The organism is Rhodospirillaceae bacterium (assembly GCA_018662005.1).
Taxonomy (GTDB): Bacteria; Pseudomonadota; Alphaproteobacteria; order Rhodospirillales; family JABHCV01; genus JACNJU01.
In genome coordinates, this window is the sequence record JABJHA010000015.1 from 153,597 (window position 1) to 170,496 (window position 16,900).

Here is a 16,900-nt window from a genome sequence, read left to right on the forward strand (position 1 = left end):
ACCTGGAAACAGCGCTGCTTGCTTTTACCACTTTATTTGCAACCATCAGCCCGGTTGACGTAGCCGCCCTGTTTGCGGCCTTAACGCCGGGAACATCACCCAAACAGCGCCGGGTTATGGCGCTTAAGGGGACCCTGATCGCCGCCACGATTCTTCTTGTCTTCGCCATTTTCGGCAATGCGGTCCTGACCAGCCTTGGCATCGGATTGCCTGCCTTGCGAACCGCTGGCGGTATCCTTCTGTTGCTCATTTCCATCGACATGGTGTTCGCAAGAACATCGGGCGGCACCTCAACCACCGATGACGAAACCGAAGAAGCCGGACACAAGAACGACATTTCCGTTTTCCCCCTGGCAACGCCGCTGATTGCCGGGCCGGGAACCATGGGGGCGGTTATTCTGTTGATGGCCCAGGTCCATGGTGACTGGCACCGGGAAATCGCCGTCGTCGGGGCGATCATCGCCGTTCTTGTTGTCACCCTTATTATGTTGCTAATGGCCGGACGCATCCAGAAAATCCTCGGCGTCACCGGCCTTAACGTCATCACCCGCGTCGTCGGGGTGCTGTTGGCGGCGCTGGCGGTACAATTTATCTTCGACGGCATTGCTTCGAGCGGCCTGTTGGGCTAAACATCCGCCCCATGACTGACACACCCGAAGAAAATGAAGAGGCCCCAGAGGTCAAGGTTGACGATCCTGTCGTCGTCGCCATTCTTGATGCTGTTGCCGGTGGTGCTAATCCGACATTCCAGGATGTCGCCCGCAGCATCGCCAAAGAACGGGCGAAGCCAAAAGACGGCCCCAACCTGTGGCGGCGCTATTTGAACGCTGTTAAGCAACAAGCCGTTCATCTGGCCAAAAACGGACGCATCGAAATCACCCGCAAGGGGGAAGCGGTCGACCCCAAAGATTTCAAGGGCATCGTCAAGATGCGCCTGCCGCAATAAAAAACGACGGCCCCGATTTAGGAACCGCCGTCTTTTAAGCAATTGTCGAAACGATTAGTATTTCAACTTGATCTCAACCCGGCGATTGCCGCGGTTGTTAACGTTGTTGCCGGTATTAACAGCGGTGAAATCTTCACCAAACATCGATGTTTTGACCAGTTTCTTCTTCGTCAAACCACCTTCAACGAGTTTCTTCGCAACGGCCTTGGCACGACGGTCAGAAAGCGCGTTGTTATAAACCTGATCACCGGTGGTATCGGCATGACCTCCAACCTGAACAAGTTTCGGATTGGTGCTCTTGGCCTCTTTAATGGCATTGGCGATTGCAATATTGGCCATATGACCCAGGGCGGAACTGTCATGGTCGAAGTAGATTGTATAGGTTCTGGTTTCCGGCTTCATGGGTTTCGGGGCCGGGGCCGGGGCCGGTTCAGGCGTCGGGGCTGGTATGGCCTTGACCATAATTAAGCCCATCGCTTCTTCAAAATCCGAACGGCATTTGGCAATATCTTCAGGCTGGGTGTTTTCTTCCTGCTCCTGCAACCAGCAATCAAATTTGGCCTGGGCGCGTGCGACATGAGCGGCAAAGAAGCCATTCTTTTCTGTCGCCAGGGCATTGATAACGCTGGAACGAGCAAAACTCATTTCCTTGACGTTGGCGGCAGGGATTTGCCGGTCAGAAATCATCTGTGGTGGAAAATCGGCCCCGCCAGCTGCTTGGCTGGCCCGGTCGGCAAAGAAGGCTGCGTCTTCCCAGTCATCTTCTTTGTCTTCTTCACGGGCGAGCATCAGGTATTCCTTGTGCAAGGCGTCTTTGAAATTATCCCCTGACGTTGCCTGACTCTCTACCATAGCCAAGTCATAATCAAATGCCGCACAGGCCGAAACAAGAGCGGCGACGAATAAAGCTGTCAATAATTGAATTGGTTTTTTCATAGAACTTCCCTCGGGGTTTCATTGATTTTTATAGGCCATGGCGAGCAATCTTTATTGCTCTTCCATGCATTTATTCATTGTGGGGAGAGTTTATAATATTCATTGTGGGGAGAGTTTATAACTTTTTCAATGTAAATGAGAACTATTAGGGTTTTTTACGCCATTCCTTTGCATACTGCTTGCCCCTGCCGATCTGAAACTTGTTCATTTTTTCAATCAGATACTTGCGTGCCCGCACAGGATCATAAATACGATTGACGGCCATGGCCTGTTCACGACCGGGTATCGCCAGGGTGTACCATTTGTAGGCTTCGATATAATCCCGCTCGACGGCCCATCCTTCCTCATACATTGCGCCAAGCACATGTTGGGCGACATGGTGGCCCTGACGAGCGGCTTTTTCGTACCAACTGAAAGCTTCGACATAGTCCTGGGAGACGCCCTGGCCCAGAAAAGACAACTGCCCCATGGCAAACTGTGCTTCCGGCAACCGGCCAAGATTTGCCGCCAACCTGTACCATTCGGCTGCACGCCCCATATTTTGCTTGATGCCTTCACCGGTCTGATAAATCAGTCCCAGTTTATACTGGGCCCCGCTATGTCCCTGCTCAGCGGCCCTGCCGTACCATTTGAATGCCTGGGGAATATCTTTCTCCAACCCCGCACCCAATCGATAGGCTTCACCAAGTTTATATTCAGCATTAACGTCACCGGCCCCTGCACGGGACAGCAAGGTACGGATTTCAACCGGCATCTGAGCACCGGTATACTTATTGACCTGACCGCTAATAAACCAGGAGCCGGCGCCACCTGCGGCGATCAACAAGATAAAAAGAAAGATAAATCGAACCATTGGAAGAGTAGCTTAAAGCATGACAGGGGCGATGGGAATCAACCTTATGGGGCGGTGTCCAGATTATGGTCGTTATCTCCCATCTTGCGCTGATTCCCCTGATAGGGATCAGGCCTGTCGTAACAGACAGGCTTGCCGATTGTCCGGTAACACCAGACCTTGGGCTTCGGATTGGGTTCATTTTCCTGACAGTAGGTACGGCCATTGTTTGTCCGCACAGTCGAGCAATCCTTACCGCTGGCATAGGAAACGATATGGTCGCTGAATGTCTTGCCCGTACTAACGGCGCTTACACCTTCAACAGCACTGATCGGTGAGAACAATGAGGTGCAGGCCCCAAGCGAGAATAAAATGAAAGCGGCAAAAAGTGCGCGCATCGTCCGAATAACTCCTGATACCAATGTGCTAACAGATAGTGCGCCTTTTCGGTTAAAACCGGGTTAACAGAGGCAGCTGATTTTTTTCTTTTAAAACAACTGGTTATCAATTTATTGCCCGTTGCGTGTCAGACAGAACAAATGAACGGACGGGCTTTCCTTGATTGATCGCACAATATTGTCTAATCAAGGGCTCCAATTGGATAAATTTGTCAGGTAATAATACGTCATGGTGTCCCTTGAGACCCCGATTTGCGATTTTGGCTGGAAAGCCCCGGACTTCACCCTTGAGGGGGTGGACGGTAAAACTTATAGCCTTAAGGATGTCTCGGGACCAAACGGTGTCCTGGTCATTTTCATCTGCAACCATTGCCCCTATGTGAAGGCGATCCTGGATCGTCTTGTCCGTGATGCAAAGGAATTGCAGACCTGCGGAATTGGCGTGATTGCCATCATGTCCAACGATCCGACTGACTATCCGGAAGATTCATTTGAAAACATGAAAACCGTCGCCCGGGAAAATGGCTTCACTTTCCCTTACGTCATTGATCCAAGTCAGCAAACCGCCCGCGCCTACGACGCTGTTTGCACACCCGATTTCTTTGGTTTTGATAAGGATATGGGCCTGCAATATCGGGGACGCCTCGATTCATCAAAGAAAGACCCGGGACCAGTGGACGCCCGTCGCGATCTGCTTGAAGCGATGAAACAGGTTATTGAAACCGGTCAAGGACCGGCAGAGCAAATCCCTTCCATGGGTTGCTCGATAAAATGGATTAACGAAAACGAATAAGCGTATTTGCCTTCCTTGTGGCAGGGGGATATTTTGGTCAGTTCAAGCTGACAATCTGAATTTTGGAGAGAAGACGTGGCCGAGCCAATTGAAGAAGGCATATTCCGCGAAATAGACGATGAACTGCGTCAGGAGCAGTTCGCCAAGCTGTGGAAACGTTACGGCAGGATTTTTGTTGTAGGGGCAGTTCTCGTTGTCACCACCGTCGCCGGCTACAAAGCCTGGGAAAGTTACGATATTTCCAATCGGGGCCAGCAGGGTGAGCGCTTTGCAGCATCCCTTCGCCTGGCCCAGGATGGCAATGGAGAAGCAGCCCTTGATGCCTTGAATATCTTCAACAGTGAAGCCGGTGCCGGCTATCAGATGCTTTCCGGATTTAACGCCGCCGCCCTGATGGCCGATCAGGGAGATGATGGCGGCGCCATTGCCGCTTACGACAAACTGGCGGGCGACAGCTCCCTTCAATCAGTCTATCGTGATTTGGCCGTACTTCTTGGCGCCATTTCGCGCCTCAACAATGGCGAAGACAGCGCCGCGTTGACAGACCGTCTGACGCCATTATCGGCGAGTGAAAACCCCTGGCAGCACAGTGCCCGGGAATTGATGGCGGTTGTCGCCCAGCAAGCTGGCGACAAAGCCAAGGCGCGTGAACTGTTTAAGGCGTTATCGGAAGACGCCACGGCGCCCCAGGGCATCCGTCAGCGAGCCGGAGAAATGCTGGCAGCTTTAGCCGAATAAAGGGAACTGAGACATGGCTGTTAAGAAAACCAACATAATGAGCATCAGAACCATAGGCAGCACAGCGATTGTCGCAGGTCTGCTGCTGCTTGGTGGCTGTGAATCCCTGACCGGACCAGGTGGAATTTTTGGTGATGAAGTAAAAATACCACTTCCTGGTGAACGCATTTCTGTTTTGAAACACCGGCGCTCCCTAAATCCAGACCCTGAATTTGCCGAAAAAGAAATTCTTCTTCCAGCCCCCTCGCCCAATACGGATTGGCCCCAGGCTGGCGGTTATGCCAACCACGCCATGCACCATATTGCGATCAGCGATAATCTGGGTTTTGCCTGGTCCGCCGATGTTGGTGATGGCGCAGACGAAGCCATCAGGTTGATCGGATCCCCGATCGTCGCAGGTGGTCGTGCCTATGCTATGGACACGGGTTCAAACGTCAGTGCCTTTGACGCCAAGTCAGGAAAGCAGTTGTGGCGAACGTCCCTGACCCCGGATGAAGAAGATGACGACCATATCAGTGGTGGACTGGCCTACGAGGATGGCAAAATTTACGTCACCACCGGTTTTGCGCAGGTCATTTCACTGGACGCGGGTAGCGGCAAAATATTATGGCGTAAATCCCTGGCTGGCCCCATGCGCACGGCGCCTACGGCGCGGGGTGGACGGGTTTTCGCCATTACGGTCGATAGCCGCATGTACGCCCTGAACGGCGCCACAGGCGAAGAATTATGGACCTTCGCCGGTATATCGAAAATCGCCAGTTTGCTGGGCGGAGCAAGCCCGGCCGTCGATAGTGGTGTCGTCGTTGCCCCGTTTGCTTCGGGCGAACTGGTCGCCCTGAAGGTGGAAAATGGTCGCGTGTTGTGGAGCCAGTCTTTGACCACGACCCGCCGTACGGATGTTGTTTCGGCTCTTTCCCATATTCGGGGCCGCCCCATCATCGACCGTGGCCGGGTTTTCGCCATTTCCCATGGCGGCTTGATGGTTTCCATCGATCTGCGCAGTGGCAGACGCATTTGGGACAAGGAAATCGGTGGCTTGTCCAGCCCCTGGGTCGCCGGGGACTATATCTTCTTATTAACCAATGATGCTGAAATAGCAGCCATTTCCCGTGAAACCGGCTCCGTACACTGGGTCCGGACGTTACCTCAATACGAAGATCCCGAAACCCGGGATTTCCCGATTGTCTGGAACGGTCCGCTGCTTGCCAGCGACAGGCTGATCATCTCAAGCTCCATTGGCGAAGTTTATGCTGTATCACCATATGACGGGCGCATCATGGGCAAGATTGACATGCCATCGGGAATATCCGTACCGCCGATCATTGCCGGGGGCCGCGTCTTCTTTCTTGCTGATAACGCCGACCTGGTTGCTTATCAATAACCTGAACGAACCATGAGTTTCACCGTTGCCATCGTCGGCCGACCCAATGTCGGCAAATCGACCCTTTTTAACCGTCTGGTTGGAAAGCGGTTGGCTATTGTTGATGACACGCCGGGTGTCACGCGTGATCGTCGGCAGGGAGAAGGTGGGATTTCAGGCCTGAAATTCTCCGTAATCGATACGGCAGGTCTCGAAGACGCCATGGATGATTCCCTTGAGGCTCGTATGCGCAACCAGACAACCCTGGCCCTCGAGGAAGCCGACGTCGCCCTGATGCTGATCGACGCCCGCGCCGGGGTGACACCGCTTGACAGTCATTTTGGCAAATGGATACGCCAGCAAGGTGTGCCGCTTATTCTGGTCGCCAACAAGTGCGAAGGAAAAGCCGGAATGCCGGGACTGGCAGAATCTTACGGATTGGGCCTTGGCGAACCACTGGCGTTTTCTGCCGAGCACGGTGAAGGCTTAAGCGAGCTTTACGATGCCTTGCTGCCCTACGCCGGCGAACGCGATAACAGTGGTTTTGAAGAATCCGATGATTACGCCGATGATGATGGTGATGATAGCACCCGCCCTATCAGCCTTGCCATCGTCGGCCGTCCCAACGTCGGCAAATCGACCCTGGTCAACAAACTGCTCGGCGAGGAACGGATGTTGACCGGACCCGAGGCTGGCATCACCCGAGATTCCATTACCACCAAATGGGATTTTCAGGGACGCGAAATAAGACTGGTCGATACCGCGGGCTTGCGTAAAAAAGCGCGGGTTACCGAAAAGGTTGAAAGCCTGTCGACAGGTGATTCCATTCGCAGCATTAAATTCGCTCAGGTCGTGGTGCTGGTGCTCGATAGCGCCGATATGATGGAAAAACAAGATCTGACCATTGCCCGGCGGGTTGTCGAGGAAGGCCGGGTCCTGGTCATCGCCGTCAATAAGTGGGATTTGGTGAAAGACAGTAAAAAGACCCTGGCCAAATTAACTGACCGCTTGCAGACATCGCTGCCACAGGCCCGCGGCATTCCGATTATTACCATGTCGGCGAAAACCGGGCGCGGCATTGACCGCCTGCTGCCCGCCGTCCTGAATATTTACGAACTTTGGAATAAGCGAATCTCGACCGGGGCGTTAAACCGTTGGCTCGATGGTATTCTCGACCACCACCCGCCGCCGCTTTCCAGCGGCAAGCGCATTCGTCTTCGCTACATGACCCAGGCCAAAACCCGCCCCCCCACCTTCGTTGTTTTCGCCAGTAGGCCTACAGGGCTTCCGGAATCATACAATCGTTATTTGGTTAACGCCCTGCGCGAAGACTTCGACCTGCCCGGCATTCCCATCCGCCTGCACACAAAAAAGGGCAAGAACCCGTACGCGGATTGAAGCTGAGGAAAAACGGATTTTCGACATTTCACAATCCCCCTTTCAAGACACCACCGTTCTCTCAGGCGGAAAACGAAGAATAACTGTCGTGCCTTTATCAACCTCGCTTTCAATATTAAGAGTGCCGCCAAACAGTTTCATCAAATTGACGCAAAGATGAAGGCCCAAGCCGGTGCCTTCATGCCTCCTGGAATGCAAGCCATCCGCTTGCTCAAAAGGCTGCAATGCTTTGATTTTACCGGATTCCGACATGCCGATGCCCGTGTCCGAAACGCTGATTACAATACTGTTGTCTTTATCCAACGAGGCTTCGACATCTATCTTCCCGCTATTAGGAGTGAATTTGATGGCATTGGACAGAAGGTTGTTAAAAATCTGGATTAACGCCCTTTCATCACCACGAATAGCCGGAAATTCAGGAGGCACGCAGGTAGATAAAGTTTGATTGGATGTTTCTGCAATTTTTTTCAACTGCCGAAAACTGGTTTGGATCAACTTGAGGATATCCAAAGGCTTTTCTACCAACTCATATTTACCCGCTTCAATTTTTGACAGGTCGAGGATATCGTTGATAAGACTGACAAGAAGTGTCCCGCTGTCATAGATGTCGTTGGCATAACTCTCGTAATGTGGGTCGCCTAGAGACCCGAAGGTTTTCTCCCTCATCATATCGCTAAAACCCAAAATCGCGTTTAGAGGGGTACGAAGGTCATGGCTCATAGATGCCAGGAACTCGGACTTGGCCTGATTGGCTTGCTCGGCCTCAGCCTTGGCGGACGTCAGGTTTTCTTCAATTTGCGCGCGCTCAAGTTCCTGGGCCGTACGTGCCGCAACAAGTTGCAAAATAGACTTAATGCGCTGCGGGTTAGGCAGAGGCTTACGGTCCATAACAGCGATCAGACCAATTGGTTTTCTTTTGGAATCCCAAAGTGGAATGCCGACATAGCTTTCGGCGCCCATGTCTACCAGCAATTTGTCTTTCGGAAACAACTCCTTGATCCGTTCTGGGTAACAACAGAGATTTTTTCCGATGACATTTTCGCAAGGCGTCCACTCAAGGTCATACTCAATATTGCCGGGAAACTTCCCGAGCGCATAGAGCGAAACCGTTCGAGCCACCTTCTCGTTAGCGCTCAGGACATCAACGAAGACAAAATCAACGTCCAGGGTTTTGCCAAGATAAGTAACTAGGCTGTCAAAAAAATTTCCTCCAGACTTTTCCCATCCGCGTTGAGAAATGAAAAATAACGTTTCTTCATTAGCTTTGATTTCAGCGGTGCGATTGGCAACGGCCCGGCGCAAGGTGATGATCCAGGCGATAACCGCCGCACCCGCGACGAAGATTACAAAAATCAATAGTCCAACGGTCCAGATCTGTAGACGTTTATCCGCTTCCCGTTGCGGATCAAAAATGAAGTCGTCTCCAGGCGGAGTTCCAAAGACCACGCCGGCAGTTTTCATAGAGGCGTGAATATTGCGCCATCGCTGGGGATCGTTCTGACCAAGAGGAATTACGGGGAAATGCGTAAGTTGTTTTACGGGATCGATCTGGAAACGATTGAAGGCTTTGAGGTCTGATACCGGAACTTTTCGAGGCAGATCACTTGAGATGCGGTCGGCAATCTCAATGCCATGAGTAAGGGCGTAGCGCCAACCCTTGATGCTGGCCTCGACAAACGCCTTGACCAATTCCGGCTTCTGTTCGATGAGAGAGCGGCGGGTGAAAAGGGTGTCACCATAGAATTCAATCCCGTAAGTTGAAGGTTTGAGGGTGTTGATAATTTGACTTGCCGAGTTTTCAAACCAATGAGTGTCCAGGGTATAACCTACGGCCACGTCCACTTGACCGTCGGTAATATCCTTAAATCCATTTTTAATAATTGTGATGTTTGGAAAATCGCGTTCCGGGTCCAGGCCGACCTTCGCCATCATTACTCTGATCTCGGTTTCCCCAATATTTCCCCGCGAGAACATTCCTAAATTCAGCCCCTTTAGATCAGAAGGTGAATCCAGCTTGGTATTCACCAGTCCATAAACGATGAGAGGACTTTCCTGAAATATGGATGCCAGCACTACAAAGGAAGCATCCGTCTTACTGGAAGAAAGAAGATCGCTTGCAGTAACGCCGAATTCGACCCGACCGGTTGCAACTTCCTCGCTGGCTTTAAGATATTTCCAATCCTTGGTGAATGAAGGCCTAATTTCCACGTCCAGGCCAACGTCGGCATAATAACCCTGCCACTTGGCCGCATAATAACCGGCAAACTGGTACTGGTGGTCCCATCGCAGCTGCAAAGTTACCTTGTCCGCCGCATTGGTTGGTGAGACCAGCAGAACCAAAACGGCAACAATAAGCAGCCACAGCTTTTTCCGGGCGATAGGCAAACCAAACACCCCTCTGCGTTTTTTAAGGATGGTGGTGGAGCGTAGATTTAAGCTCCCCGCGTTTCGGATTAGTTGCATTGACCTGTGTCATTTTAGGTTAATAAAAAAATTGTGCAGATGGCTCCATACGCCGGTCTGAATATTAAACTTCCGCTTTTGGCAAATAGCTGAAGTTCTAGCAACTATTTGATAATGTTCACTTTTTCTACGGTTAACGGAAGTCATTTATGGCTGGCGATTTAGTCCGGAAAGGACCATGAGCAGACCTTTATTGATTTTGTATCCAAATGTGCCCTTGTGACCTAAGTCAATGCGGAAGACGCGGACAAATGTTCCTAATGATCGCACTAGAGTGGCTGAATCCCCTTCATCTTTCAGGCAGGTATAGGTGTCATGACAAGAAAGCGTAAAGAAACGAATGGGAAAGCAGCCCATCCGGCAATCCACTCAGAAGGAGCATCCGAAAAAAGGGCTACGCTTTCTCGCAGAGGCGTAATGCTCGCTCTTGGAGGTGCTGCAATAGCCGGTGGCTTCCTGTTAATCAATTCCTCACCGGCAATGGCCAAGGAAGTCGTCGTCTACAAGAACCCGTCCTGCGGATGTTGCTCTAAATGGGCCGATTATATGCGTGCCGCCGGTTTTTCAGTTGAGGTATATGCCGTCAACAATATGGGTGACATAAAAGAGAAATACGGCACCCCGTGGAAAATGGAATCCTGCCACACGGCCCTGATTGACGGTTATGTCATCGAAGGTCATGTACCGTTGCGCGAGATCAATCGATTGCTAACTGAGCGCCCCAAGGCCATGGGTCTTGCGGTCCCGGGAATGCCCGCAGGTTCGCCGGGTATGGAGGGCCGCTACACAGATACCTACAATGTGATGCTGTTCCAGTCAGACGGCTCGACGGAAGTCTACGCCCAGTACTGATGGCGTTCCCAAGCACACAGAATTACGTCTGTTTCAGGCTCTAAAGCAGACAGTATCTTCAGGAATGCAGATCTTTTCGGGTATCTTGGCCCCCAGATTCAGATGACGCGAAACCGAAGGTGGCGGTTGTATTTTGTCGAGACCTAGCCGCCGCCGCGCTGAAAGGCGCGGTCGAAGGCTGCTATTGTTTTTGTTACGTCGGCCTCGCTGTATCCCTTGAACGTCTGGTTCACTCGGTGGCTTTCCCAGCAAGTATTTCACTGAGTTTCCTAATGTTCTCCATGGGGTGAACAACTGACAAGACACCCGTAACATCATTGCCATTCTCAGATAACGGCCAACGGGCCGTTATCGACATACGTTGAACTCCTGACAAAGAAATGAACTGAACCTCAGAAAAATTTTCTCGTTTTTCAGTCACGACTTTGCGAAAAAGATTATTCAGAATATTCCGCAAACCGGCATGGGGAGTATCTAATAAATTTTTCCCTGTCATTTCATCACCGTCCAAGCCAACCAGCCCGGTCCCAAAAAACCGGATAATGAACTCATCCTTGTCAGTGGAATAGTCAGTGACTGAAGAATAGGGGATCGATCTCAAAGGGATAAAAAGAAGATCAAAATCTCTTCGGGATGGCCCTATATTCCTCCCTTTGGCCTTAACCCATGCTTCATGAACCTGCCTCATTTCAGTCGGCAAGTCGGGAAACTGGAGTGGTGTGGAATGCACTTTACTAGAAGATATGTGTCATCACCTTAAAAGCATATGAGGGAAATGTACCAAAACAACTTACTTCAAATATGATCCACAACATATACGAATGTCTACATTTTGGCTAAAAACAAGCGTTCCCAAGTACACAGAATTACGTCTGTCTCAGGCTCCAAAGCAGGCATTGTCTTCAGGAATGCCGATTTTTTCGGGTTTATTGGACCACGGGTTCAGATGACGCGAAACCGAAGGTGGCGGCTTTATTTTGTCGAGACCTAGCCCCCGCCGCGCTGAAAGGCTCGGTCGAAGGCTGCTATTGTTTTTGTTACGTCGGTCTCGCTATAGCCCTTGAACGTCAGGGTGACGTGGGTAACCGGCAGGACGAACAGGGCGATGCGGCGCTCGCTTTGTTCTGAAATGGAAATTTCCAGACTTTTACCATCGCCTTCCAAGATCACCCGGTCGGCTAGCAGGTCAAATTCGTCCCCCATGACACGCGGGATGTTGCGAAAAAATTCGGCGTGGGAGATCCCCATTTCCTTTTCAATGACGACATCGCTACTCATCTCTTACCCCCCCCCCGCCACTGGTGGCCACACCGCAAGGGCGTCACCATCTTCAAGAACTTTTTCACCGCGTTCGCTGGGGGCGATATAGTGCCCGTTGACGAGGACAAGGTGGCAGTGTTCCAACGGTACGTCATGATCTTTCAGAATACCTTCAAGGGTGATCCCTGAATTGACTTCCACCTCTGCCTCGTTGCGCACCGCGTGATCGGGAAGATGCTTACCAAGTGCTGCATAGAGCTTGAGAGAAATCTTCACGAGCCTTCGCCCCGCGTACAGTCAATATAGGCCTCAATAAAGCGATTGGGATCGGTCATCAGGCGTTCTTTCCACGAGGCCAGATTGACCCGCGTCTGAATCAGCCCGCGGATCACCCCGATACCGTCGGTACGGCCGATCATCAAGGCCCCTACCAGCAGATCGCCATCAAAATTGAGCAGCGTGTAGCGGTAATTTTCCTGGTCCAGCATGGTCGCGCTGTCGCCGCCTTCAGCCCCTTGCCAAAGGCCGAAGGAGCACGAAATTAACCCAAGTGTGTCGAGCACATTCATATTCAGGCTGCCCCGATAGTCAATTTGCTTCCCGGCCATGTTCATGGCGGCGATGCGTCCATGCTCGACGCCTGTGGGCTGCACGGCGTGCACCGACCAGTCGCCTGTCGAAAAATCCGGCCCCTGGGCGACGTCGCCTGCGGCATAGATATTATCGACGCTGGATTTCAGATGGTTATCGACCTTGATACCGGCATCGATCTCGACACCGCTGCCATCAAGAAAATCCGCATTGGGACGAACACCGGTGGCAACCACCACCAGATCAGCATTAATGACGTCGCCATTGTTCACATGGACAGCAAGTTTGCCAGCCGCTTCGCCAACAGAATCGACCCTGGCCGAGGTCAGCACATTGACCCCTTTCTCAATGCACCAGTCCTTTATCATGTTACCGGCGTTCTGGTCCATCATCCGGGGAACCATGCGGTCTTCAGCCTCGACCACCGTCAGGTTGGCCCCGGACAGGGCCAGCGCTTCCATGATGATACAGCCGATGAAACCAGCCCCCATCAACACCACATCCACGCCTTGCCCGGCAATGCCCACAATATTGCGGGCATCTTCCAGGGTCCAGCAATGATGAATATTTGGACGGTCCAGTCCCTTGATCGGCGGCTTGATCGGGTGTGATCCAGTGGCCACCAGCATTTTATCGAAGGCGACAGTTTCGCCGGAATCAAGGGTCAGGGTGTTGTCGTCATGGCTGACGCTCTTCGCCCGGGCCTGAATGTATTTGATGCCAAGGTTTTCAAAATGATTTTCGGCTTTGCGCAGGTAAACCCCTTCTTCGGACACCTTGCCAGTCAGGAAGTAAGGGATCGCCATGCGGCCATACGGCGGGTCTTTTTCCCCGTCAACCAGCACCACCGTGGCGTCAGGGTCGGCGCTGCGCAAGGTTTCGGCTGCGGTGACACCGGAAGGTCCAGCGCCAACAATCACGTATTGCATTTGTACCTACCTCAAAAAAGAATCCCCCACACCCCTTATCCAAGGGTGTGGGGGCGTTCTGTGAGCAACCTCTAAAGGTCGAGGCGGCTGAGAGTCTCGTTGGACGGAACGCCTTCAGGCGTCCACCCACGAAGCTCGTAGTATTCAGGCAACATCTTGCCCAACTCGTTGACCTTGCCTTTCGCCGGGCCAGTCTTGGCCGCGTCTTTAAGCAAGCGTGCGGGTAAGGTGTCGTCGGCTGCGGTGAAGCCCGCGTCCATGTTGAACTTGCGCTCCAGATTCCAGATCCGTTCGCCAACTTCGACCAACGTTTCTGAAGACCATTCGCCATCCAGATCGGCATTAACCATCGGTGCTACGTCATCCAGGGTCAAAGCAAATGACGTAAAGATGCAGATGCCGGCAGCATCAAAGGCAGCCGTCGCATCCTGGAACGCCATCACCAGACCAGCCTTGCCGTCAGAGGTCAGCGGATCGGTCTTTTCGGGGATACCCAGAACTTCAGATGCCACCGTGTAGCTGCGAAGATGGCAGGCACCACGGTTGGATGTGGCGTAGGTCAGGCCCATACCCTGAATACCGCGCGGATCGTAGGCCGGGAACTCCTGGCTTTTGACCGTCATTGAAAGTTCAGGATGGCCGTATTTTTCGCACATACGGCGTGAACCCTGGCCGATTTCCTTGCCAAAGGCTTCACCCAAGCCGGTTTGATCGCAGATCTTGCACAACGCTTCGGCAGAACCGAATTCAAGCGCCAAACCGCCAGTATCGGCATCTGTAATCGCGCCGAGCTTATACAGTTCCATCGCCGCGGCGACGGTCGAACCCAGAGAAATCGGGTCCATGCCGTACTCGTTGCAGATGTAGTTGCAATAGGTTAGGGCTTCAAGATCCTGAACGCCTGTCGCCGCGCCCAATGCCCAGGCGGCTTCATATTCCAGACCACCCTCGTTGCCATGGTATTTCGGTTGGCCCGCGACCGAGAAATGGTTCGGGTCCATCTGCGAACGACGCTGGCACGAGATCGGGCAGCCAAAACAAGCCGCGTTGGAAACCAGGTTTGCCTTGCCATCGCTTTCGCGCGGTTCGGTCATCGCTTCGCCACCGATCTTTGATGCACCATCGAATTGCACATCGCTGGCGTTATGGGTCGGAAGCGCTCCGGTTTCGTTAATGACGTTCATCAGAACCTGGGTACCGTAGGTCGGAAGACCTTCACCGGTGACAGGGTTGTCAGCCAGAATCTGGTTACAGGCACCAGTAGCCTGCATAAAGGCCATCGGATCACCAACCTGGGTGCCCGTCGTACCACGACAGGAAACCGCTTTAAGGTTCTTCGATCCCATTACCGCGCCAACGCCGGAACGGCCAGCGGCACGATCCTTGTCGTTAACAACACCTGCAAACAAAACCTGAGATTCACCGGCCTGACCGATGGAGGCGCAGCGGATGTCGTTATCGCCGCAGGCTTCACGGAGCATGTCTTCGGTGTCCCATACTGACTTACCCCACATCGACGAAGCGTCTTTAAGTTCAGCTTTGTCGTTGTTGATATCCAGATAGACCGGACCAGCCGATTTGCCTTCAAAGATGACCATATCCCAGCCGGCGTTCTTCAATTCAGCGCCAAAAAAGCCGCCGGAATTGGAACACGCGATAGCACCTGTCAACGGTCCCTTGGTGATGACGGTCCAGCGGCCAGACGTTGGCGCAGCGGTGCCGGTCAGCGGGCCGGTAGCAAAGATCAGCTTATTGTCAGCCGACAGAGGATCAACTTTGGGATCGCATTCTTCGACATAATATTTTGTCGCAAGGCCGCGTGAACCAAGATATTTTTTTGCCCACTCCGTATTCAACGGTTCGCTTGCGCACGTCCCGTCCGTCAGGTTCACTCTCAATACATTATTTGTCCAAGCCATTTCTAAAACCTCCCTTGATTGTAGCCAGTATTATTTCTTTGTTTTAACTCGTCGCCTGATTTCCGGCGTCGGTTTTTTCAGCCCAGTGGCGCATCTTGTCCATGCCTGCCTGATCCGCCTCGATAAACGTCAGGGCCGGGGTTGGGCAGACCTTGACGCAGTCAGGATCACCCCCGCACAAATCGCACTTGTCGACTTTCGTGGATTCAGAATTGTAGTTGATGGTGCCGAACGGGCAAGCGATGGTGCAAACCTTGCAGCCAACGCACAGCGTTGCCGATACTTCTTTGGCACCGGTTCCGCCGTTAACCGAAATCGCATCAACAGGACAGGCCTGTAAGCACCAGGCGTCAGCACATTGGGTGCAGACATAGGGCACATTGCGGCCTGTTTCCTTGAAATTGAAAATTTTGATGCGGGATTTGGATGGATTGAAAACCCCCTCATGATGGTAACTACATGCCATCTCGCACTGATGACAACTGGTACATTCACCAGCATCAATGTGGAGGACCTTAACCATACGAAACTCTCCCAGTCGGGTATTAGAACGTGCCCGTTACTTTCGGGCATTATAGCCAACATTTAGCACTCTTTAACACCATCGACGCAACCACAAATTCTGTGATGTTATTCACAGTGCGGAAAAGATTAAAAATGCGAGGGAAAAAAGCGGCTATTTAGGTATAATCAGGACGATATCGACGTCCCTTTATCCATCGGCCTTAATGATCATGACAATAAGAAACGCCCTCCCCGATGATCTTGCCAGCATTCTTGCCCTCAATCAGACGGCCCTGCCCCACGTCAACGCCCTGGACATTGGTGATATGGAGCGCTTTCTTGAGCAGGCCGCCTATTTCAAGGTCATTGGCGATCTTGACGGTTTCCTGATCGGACTTAAGCCAGGACTTGATTATGGCAGCGACAATTATCGCTGGTTCTCTGACGCTTTTGACGATTTTTATTATATAGACCGCATCATTATTTCCGAAAGTGCCCGTGGTCAGGGGCTGGGCAGCCTTCTTTACAAGGACATTATCGAAAGTGCCCGCAGCCACACGCCGCGCCTGACCTGTGAAGTCAATACCCGGCCTGCGAACCCGCAATCGATGACTTTCCACCAGCGCTTTGGCTTTACCCCCGTCGGCACCCAGCAAACCGAAGGCGGAACCAAGGAAGTGACCCTGTTGTCACTTGAACTCATAAAATGATCATCAATTTACAATGCTAAAATCCAGAAATTACTCTCTTTAATATATCTATCGTACATTGAATTCTACACTAACTAGTATATGATCATGAGAATATGATACATATACCAACGCGTCTGATTGTACTTGCTAGGGTAATGCTCCCAATTTTTAGCGGTACAAATGAGTAGAATTTTCTCGTAATGTTTTTTGAGGAGATTCAACATGAAACAATCACGTTATTCTGACAGCCAGATCATCGCTATTTTGAAGCAGGCTGAGGCCGGTTCAA

General features: G+C 52.0%; 18 protein-coding genes. 8 read left to right on the forward strand and 10 right to left on the reverse strand.

Going from position 1 to position 16,900, the window contains the following annotated elements; genetic code table 11:
- The first annotated feature begins 2 nt into the window (after positions 1-2).
- Both HOL66_08380 and HOL66_08385 read left to right on the forward strand, forming a co-directional pair.
- Positions 3-629, forward strand: coding sequence for a MarC family protein (locus HOL66_08380; GenBank protein MBT5244249.1), 627 nt, complete (start codon positions 3-5; stop codon positions 627-629).
- An 11-nt stretch (positions 630-640) separates the two neighbouring features.
- Positions 641-946: a DUF3253 domain-containing protein gene (locus HOL66_08385; protein ID MBT5244250.1), complete on the forward strand. Its 306-nt coding sequence runs from the start codon at positions 641-643 to the stop codon at positions 944-946.
- 54 nt (positions 947-1,000) lie between these two features.
- Here the strand turns inward: HOL66_08385 and HOL66_08390 are convergent, their stop codons facing one another.
- From HOL66_08390 to HOL66_08400, 3 genes are all read right to left on the reverse strand, one after another.
- Positions 1,001-1,882, reverse strand: a complete 882-nt coding sequence (locus HOL66_08390) for an OmpA family protein (protein MBT5244251.1) — start codon at positions 1,880-1,882, stop codon at positions 1,001-1,003.
- A 145-nt stretch (positions 1,883-2,027) separates the two neighbouring features.
- Positions 2,028-2,735, reverse strand: a complete 708-nt coding sequence (locus HOL66_08395) for a sel1 repeat family protein (protein MBT5244252.1) — start codon at positions 2,733-2,735, stop codon at positions 2,028-2,030.
- 44 nt (positions 2,736-2,779) lie between these two features.
- Positions 2,780-3,112, reverse strand: coding sequence for a hypothetical protein (locus HOL66_08400; protein MBT5244253.1), 333 nt, complete (start codon positions 3,110-3,112; stop codon positions 2,780-2,782).
- Between the two features lie 229 nt (positions 3,113-3,341).
- On the opposite strand from HOL66_08400, the gene HOL66_08405 reads away from it, so the two are divergent.
- The 4 genes from HOL66_08405 to der all read left to right on the forward strand — a co-directional run bounded on the left by HOL66_08405 (position 3,342) and on the right by der (position 7,401).
- On the forward strand, positions 3,342-3,905 hold the full coding sequence (locus HOL66_08405; GenBank protein ID MBT5244254.1) for a thioredoxin family protein: 564 nt from the start codon (positions 3,342-3,344) through the stop codon (positions 3,903-3,905).
- 75 nt (positions 3,906-3,980) lie between these two features.
- Positions 3,981-4,643, forward strand: a complete 663-nt coding sequence (locus HOL66_08410) for a tetratricopeptide repeat protein (protein MBT5244255.1) — start codon at positions 3,981-3,983, stop codon at positions 4,641-4,643.
- 37 nt (positions 4,644-4,680) lie between these two features.
- Entirely contained in the window at positions 4,681-6,024 is a 1,344-nt protein-coding gene (locus HOL66_08415; GenBank protein MBT5244256.1) for a PQQ-binding-like beta-propeller repeat protein, read from the forward strand.
- Positions 6,025-6,036: 12 nt separating this feature from the next.
- On the forward strand, positions 6,037-7,401 hold the full coding sequence (gene der / locus HOL66_08420; GenBank protein MBT5244257.1) for a ribosome biogenesis GTPase Der: 1,365 nt from the start codon (positions 6,037-6,039) through the stop codon (positions 7,399-7,401).
- Between the two features lie 42 nt (positions 7,402-7,443).
- Here der and HOL66_08425 read toward each other — a convergent pair whose 3' ends face one another.
- Positions 7,444-9,864 (reverse strand): ABC transporter substrate-binding protein, encoded by a 2,421-nt coding sequence (locus tag HOL66_08425; protein ID MBT5244258.1) that lies wholly within the window; start codon positions 9,862-9,864, stop codon positions 7,444-7,446.
- A 417-nt stretch (positions 9,865-10,281) separates the two neighbouring features.
- Between HOL66_08425 and HOL66_08430 the strand changes: the two genes are divergently transcribed.
- On the forward strand, positions 10,282-10,716 hold the full coding sequence (locus HOL66_08430; GenBank protein MBT5244259.1) for a DUF411 domain-containing protein: 435 nt from the start codon (positions 10,282-10,284) through the stop codon (positions 10,714-10,716).
- Between the two features lie 229 nt (positions 10,717-10,945).
- On the opposite strand, the gene HOL66_08435 is transcribed toward HOL66_08430, so the two are convergent.
- The 6 genes from HOL66_08435 to HOL66_08460 form a co-directional block, all read right to left on the reverse strand.
- The gene (locus HOL66_08435; GenBank protein ID MBT5244260.1) at positions 10,946-11,227 is read right to left on the reverse strand and encodes a hypothetical protein; all 282 of its coding nucleotides are present in this window, start codon (positions 11,225-11,227) and stop codon (positions 10,946-10,948) included.
- A 476-nt stretch (positions 11,228-11,703) separates the two neighbouring features.
- Positions 11,704-11,994: a hypothetical protein gene (locus tag HOL66_08440; protein MBT5244261.1), complete on the reverse strand. Its 291-nt coding sequence runs from the start codon at positions 11,992-11,994 to the stop codon at positions 11,704-11,706.
- Between the two features lie 3 nt (positions 11,995-11,997).
- Positions 11,998-12,252: a MoaD/ThiS family protein gene (locus HOL66_08445; GenBank protein ID MBT5244262.1), complete on the reverse strand. Its 255-nt coding sequence runs from the start codon at positions 12,250-12,252 to the stop codon at positions 11,998-12,000.
- On the reverse strand, positions 12,249-13,496 hold the full coding sequence (locus tag HOL66_08450; protein ID MBT5244263.1) for an NAD(P)/FAD-dependent oxidoreductase: 1,248 nt from the start codon (positions 13,494-13,496) through the stop codon (positions 12,249-12,251). The genes HOL66_08445 and HOL66_08450 overlap by 4 nt, the downstream gene beginning before the upstream one ends.
- 71 nt (positions 13,497-13,567) lie before the next feature.
- Entirely contained in the window at positions 13,568-15,415 is a 1,848-nt protein-coding gene (locus HOL66_08455; protein MBT5244264.1) for an aldehyde ferredoxin oxidoreductase family protein, read from the reverse strand.
- A gap of 43 nt (positions 15,416-15,458) precedes the next feature.
- Positions 15,459-15,938 carry a 4Fe-4S dicluster domain-containing protein gene (locus HOL66_08460; protein MBT5244265.1) on the reverse strand — a complete coding sequence of 160 codons (480 nt, stop codon included), beginning with the start codon at positions 15,936-15,938 and terminating at the stop codon, positions 15,459-15,461.
- 211 nt (positions 15,939-16,149) lie between these two features.
- Between HOL66_08460 and HOL66_08465 the strand changes: the two genes are divergently transcribed.
- Positions 16,150-16,629, forward strand: coding sequence for a GNAT family N-acetyltransferase (locus HOL66_08465; protein ID MBT5244266.1), 480 nt, complete (start codon positions 16,150-16,152; stop codon positions 16,627-16,629).
- Positions 16,630-16,900 lie beyond the last annotated feature (271 nt).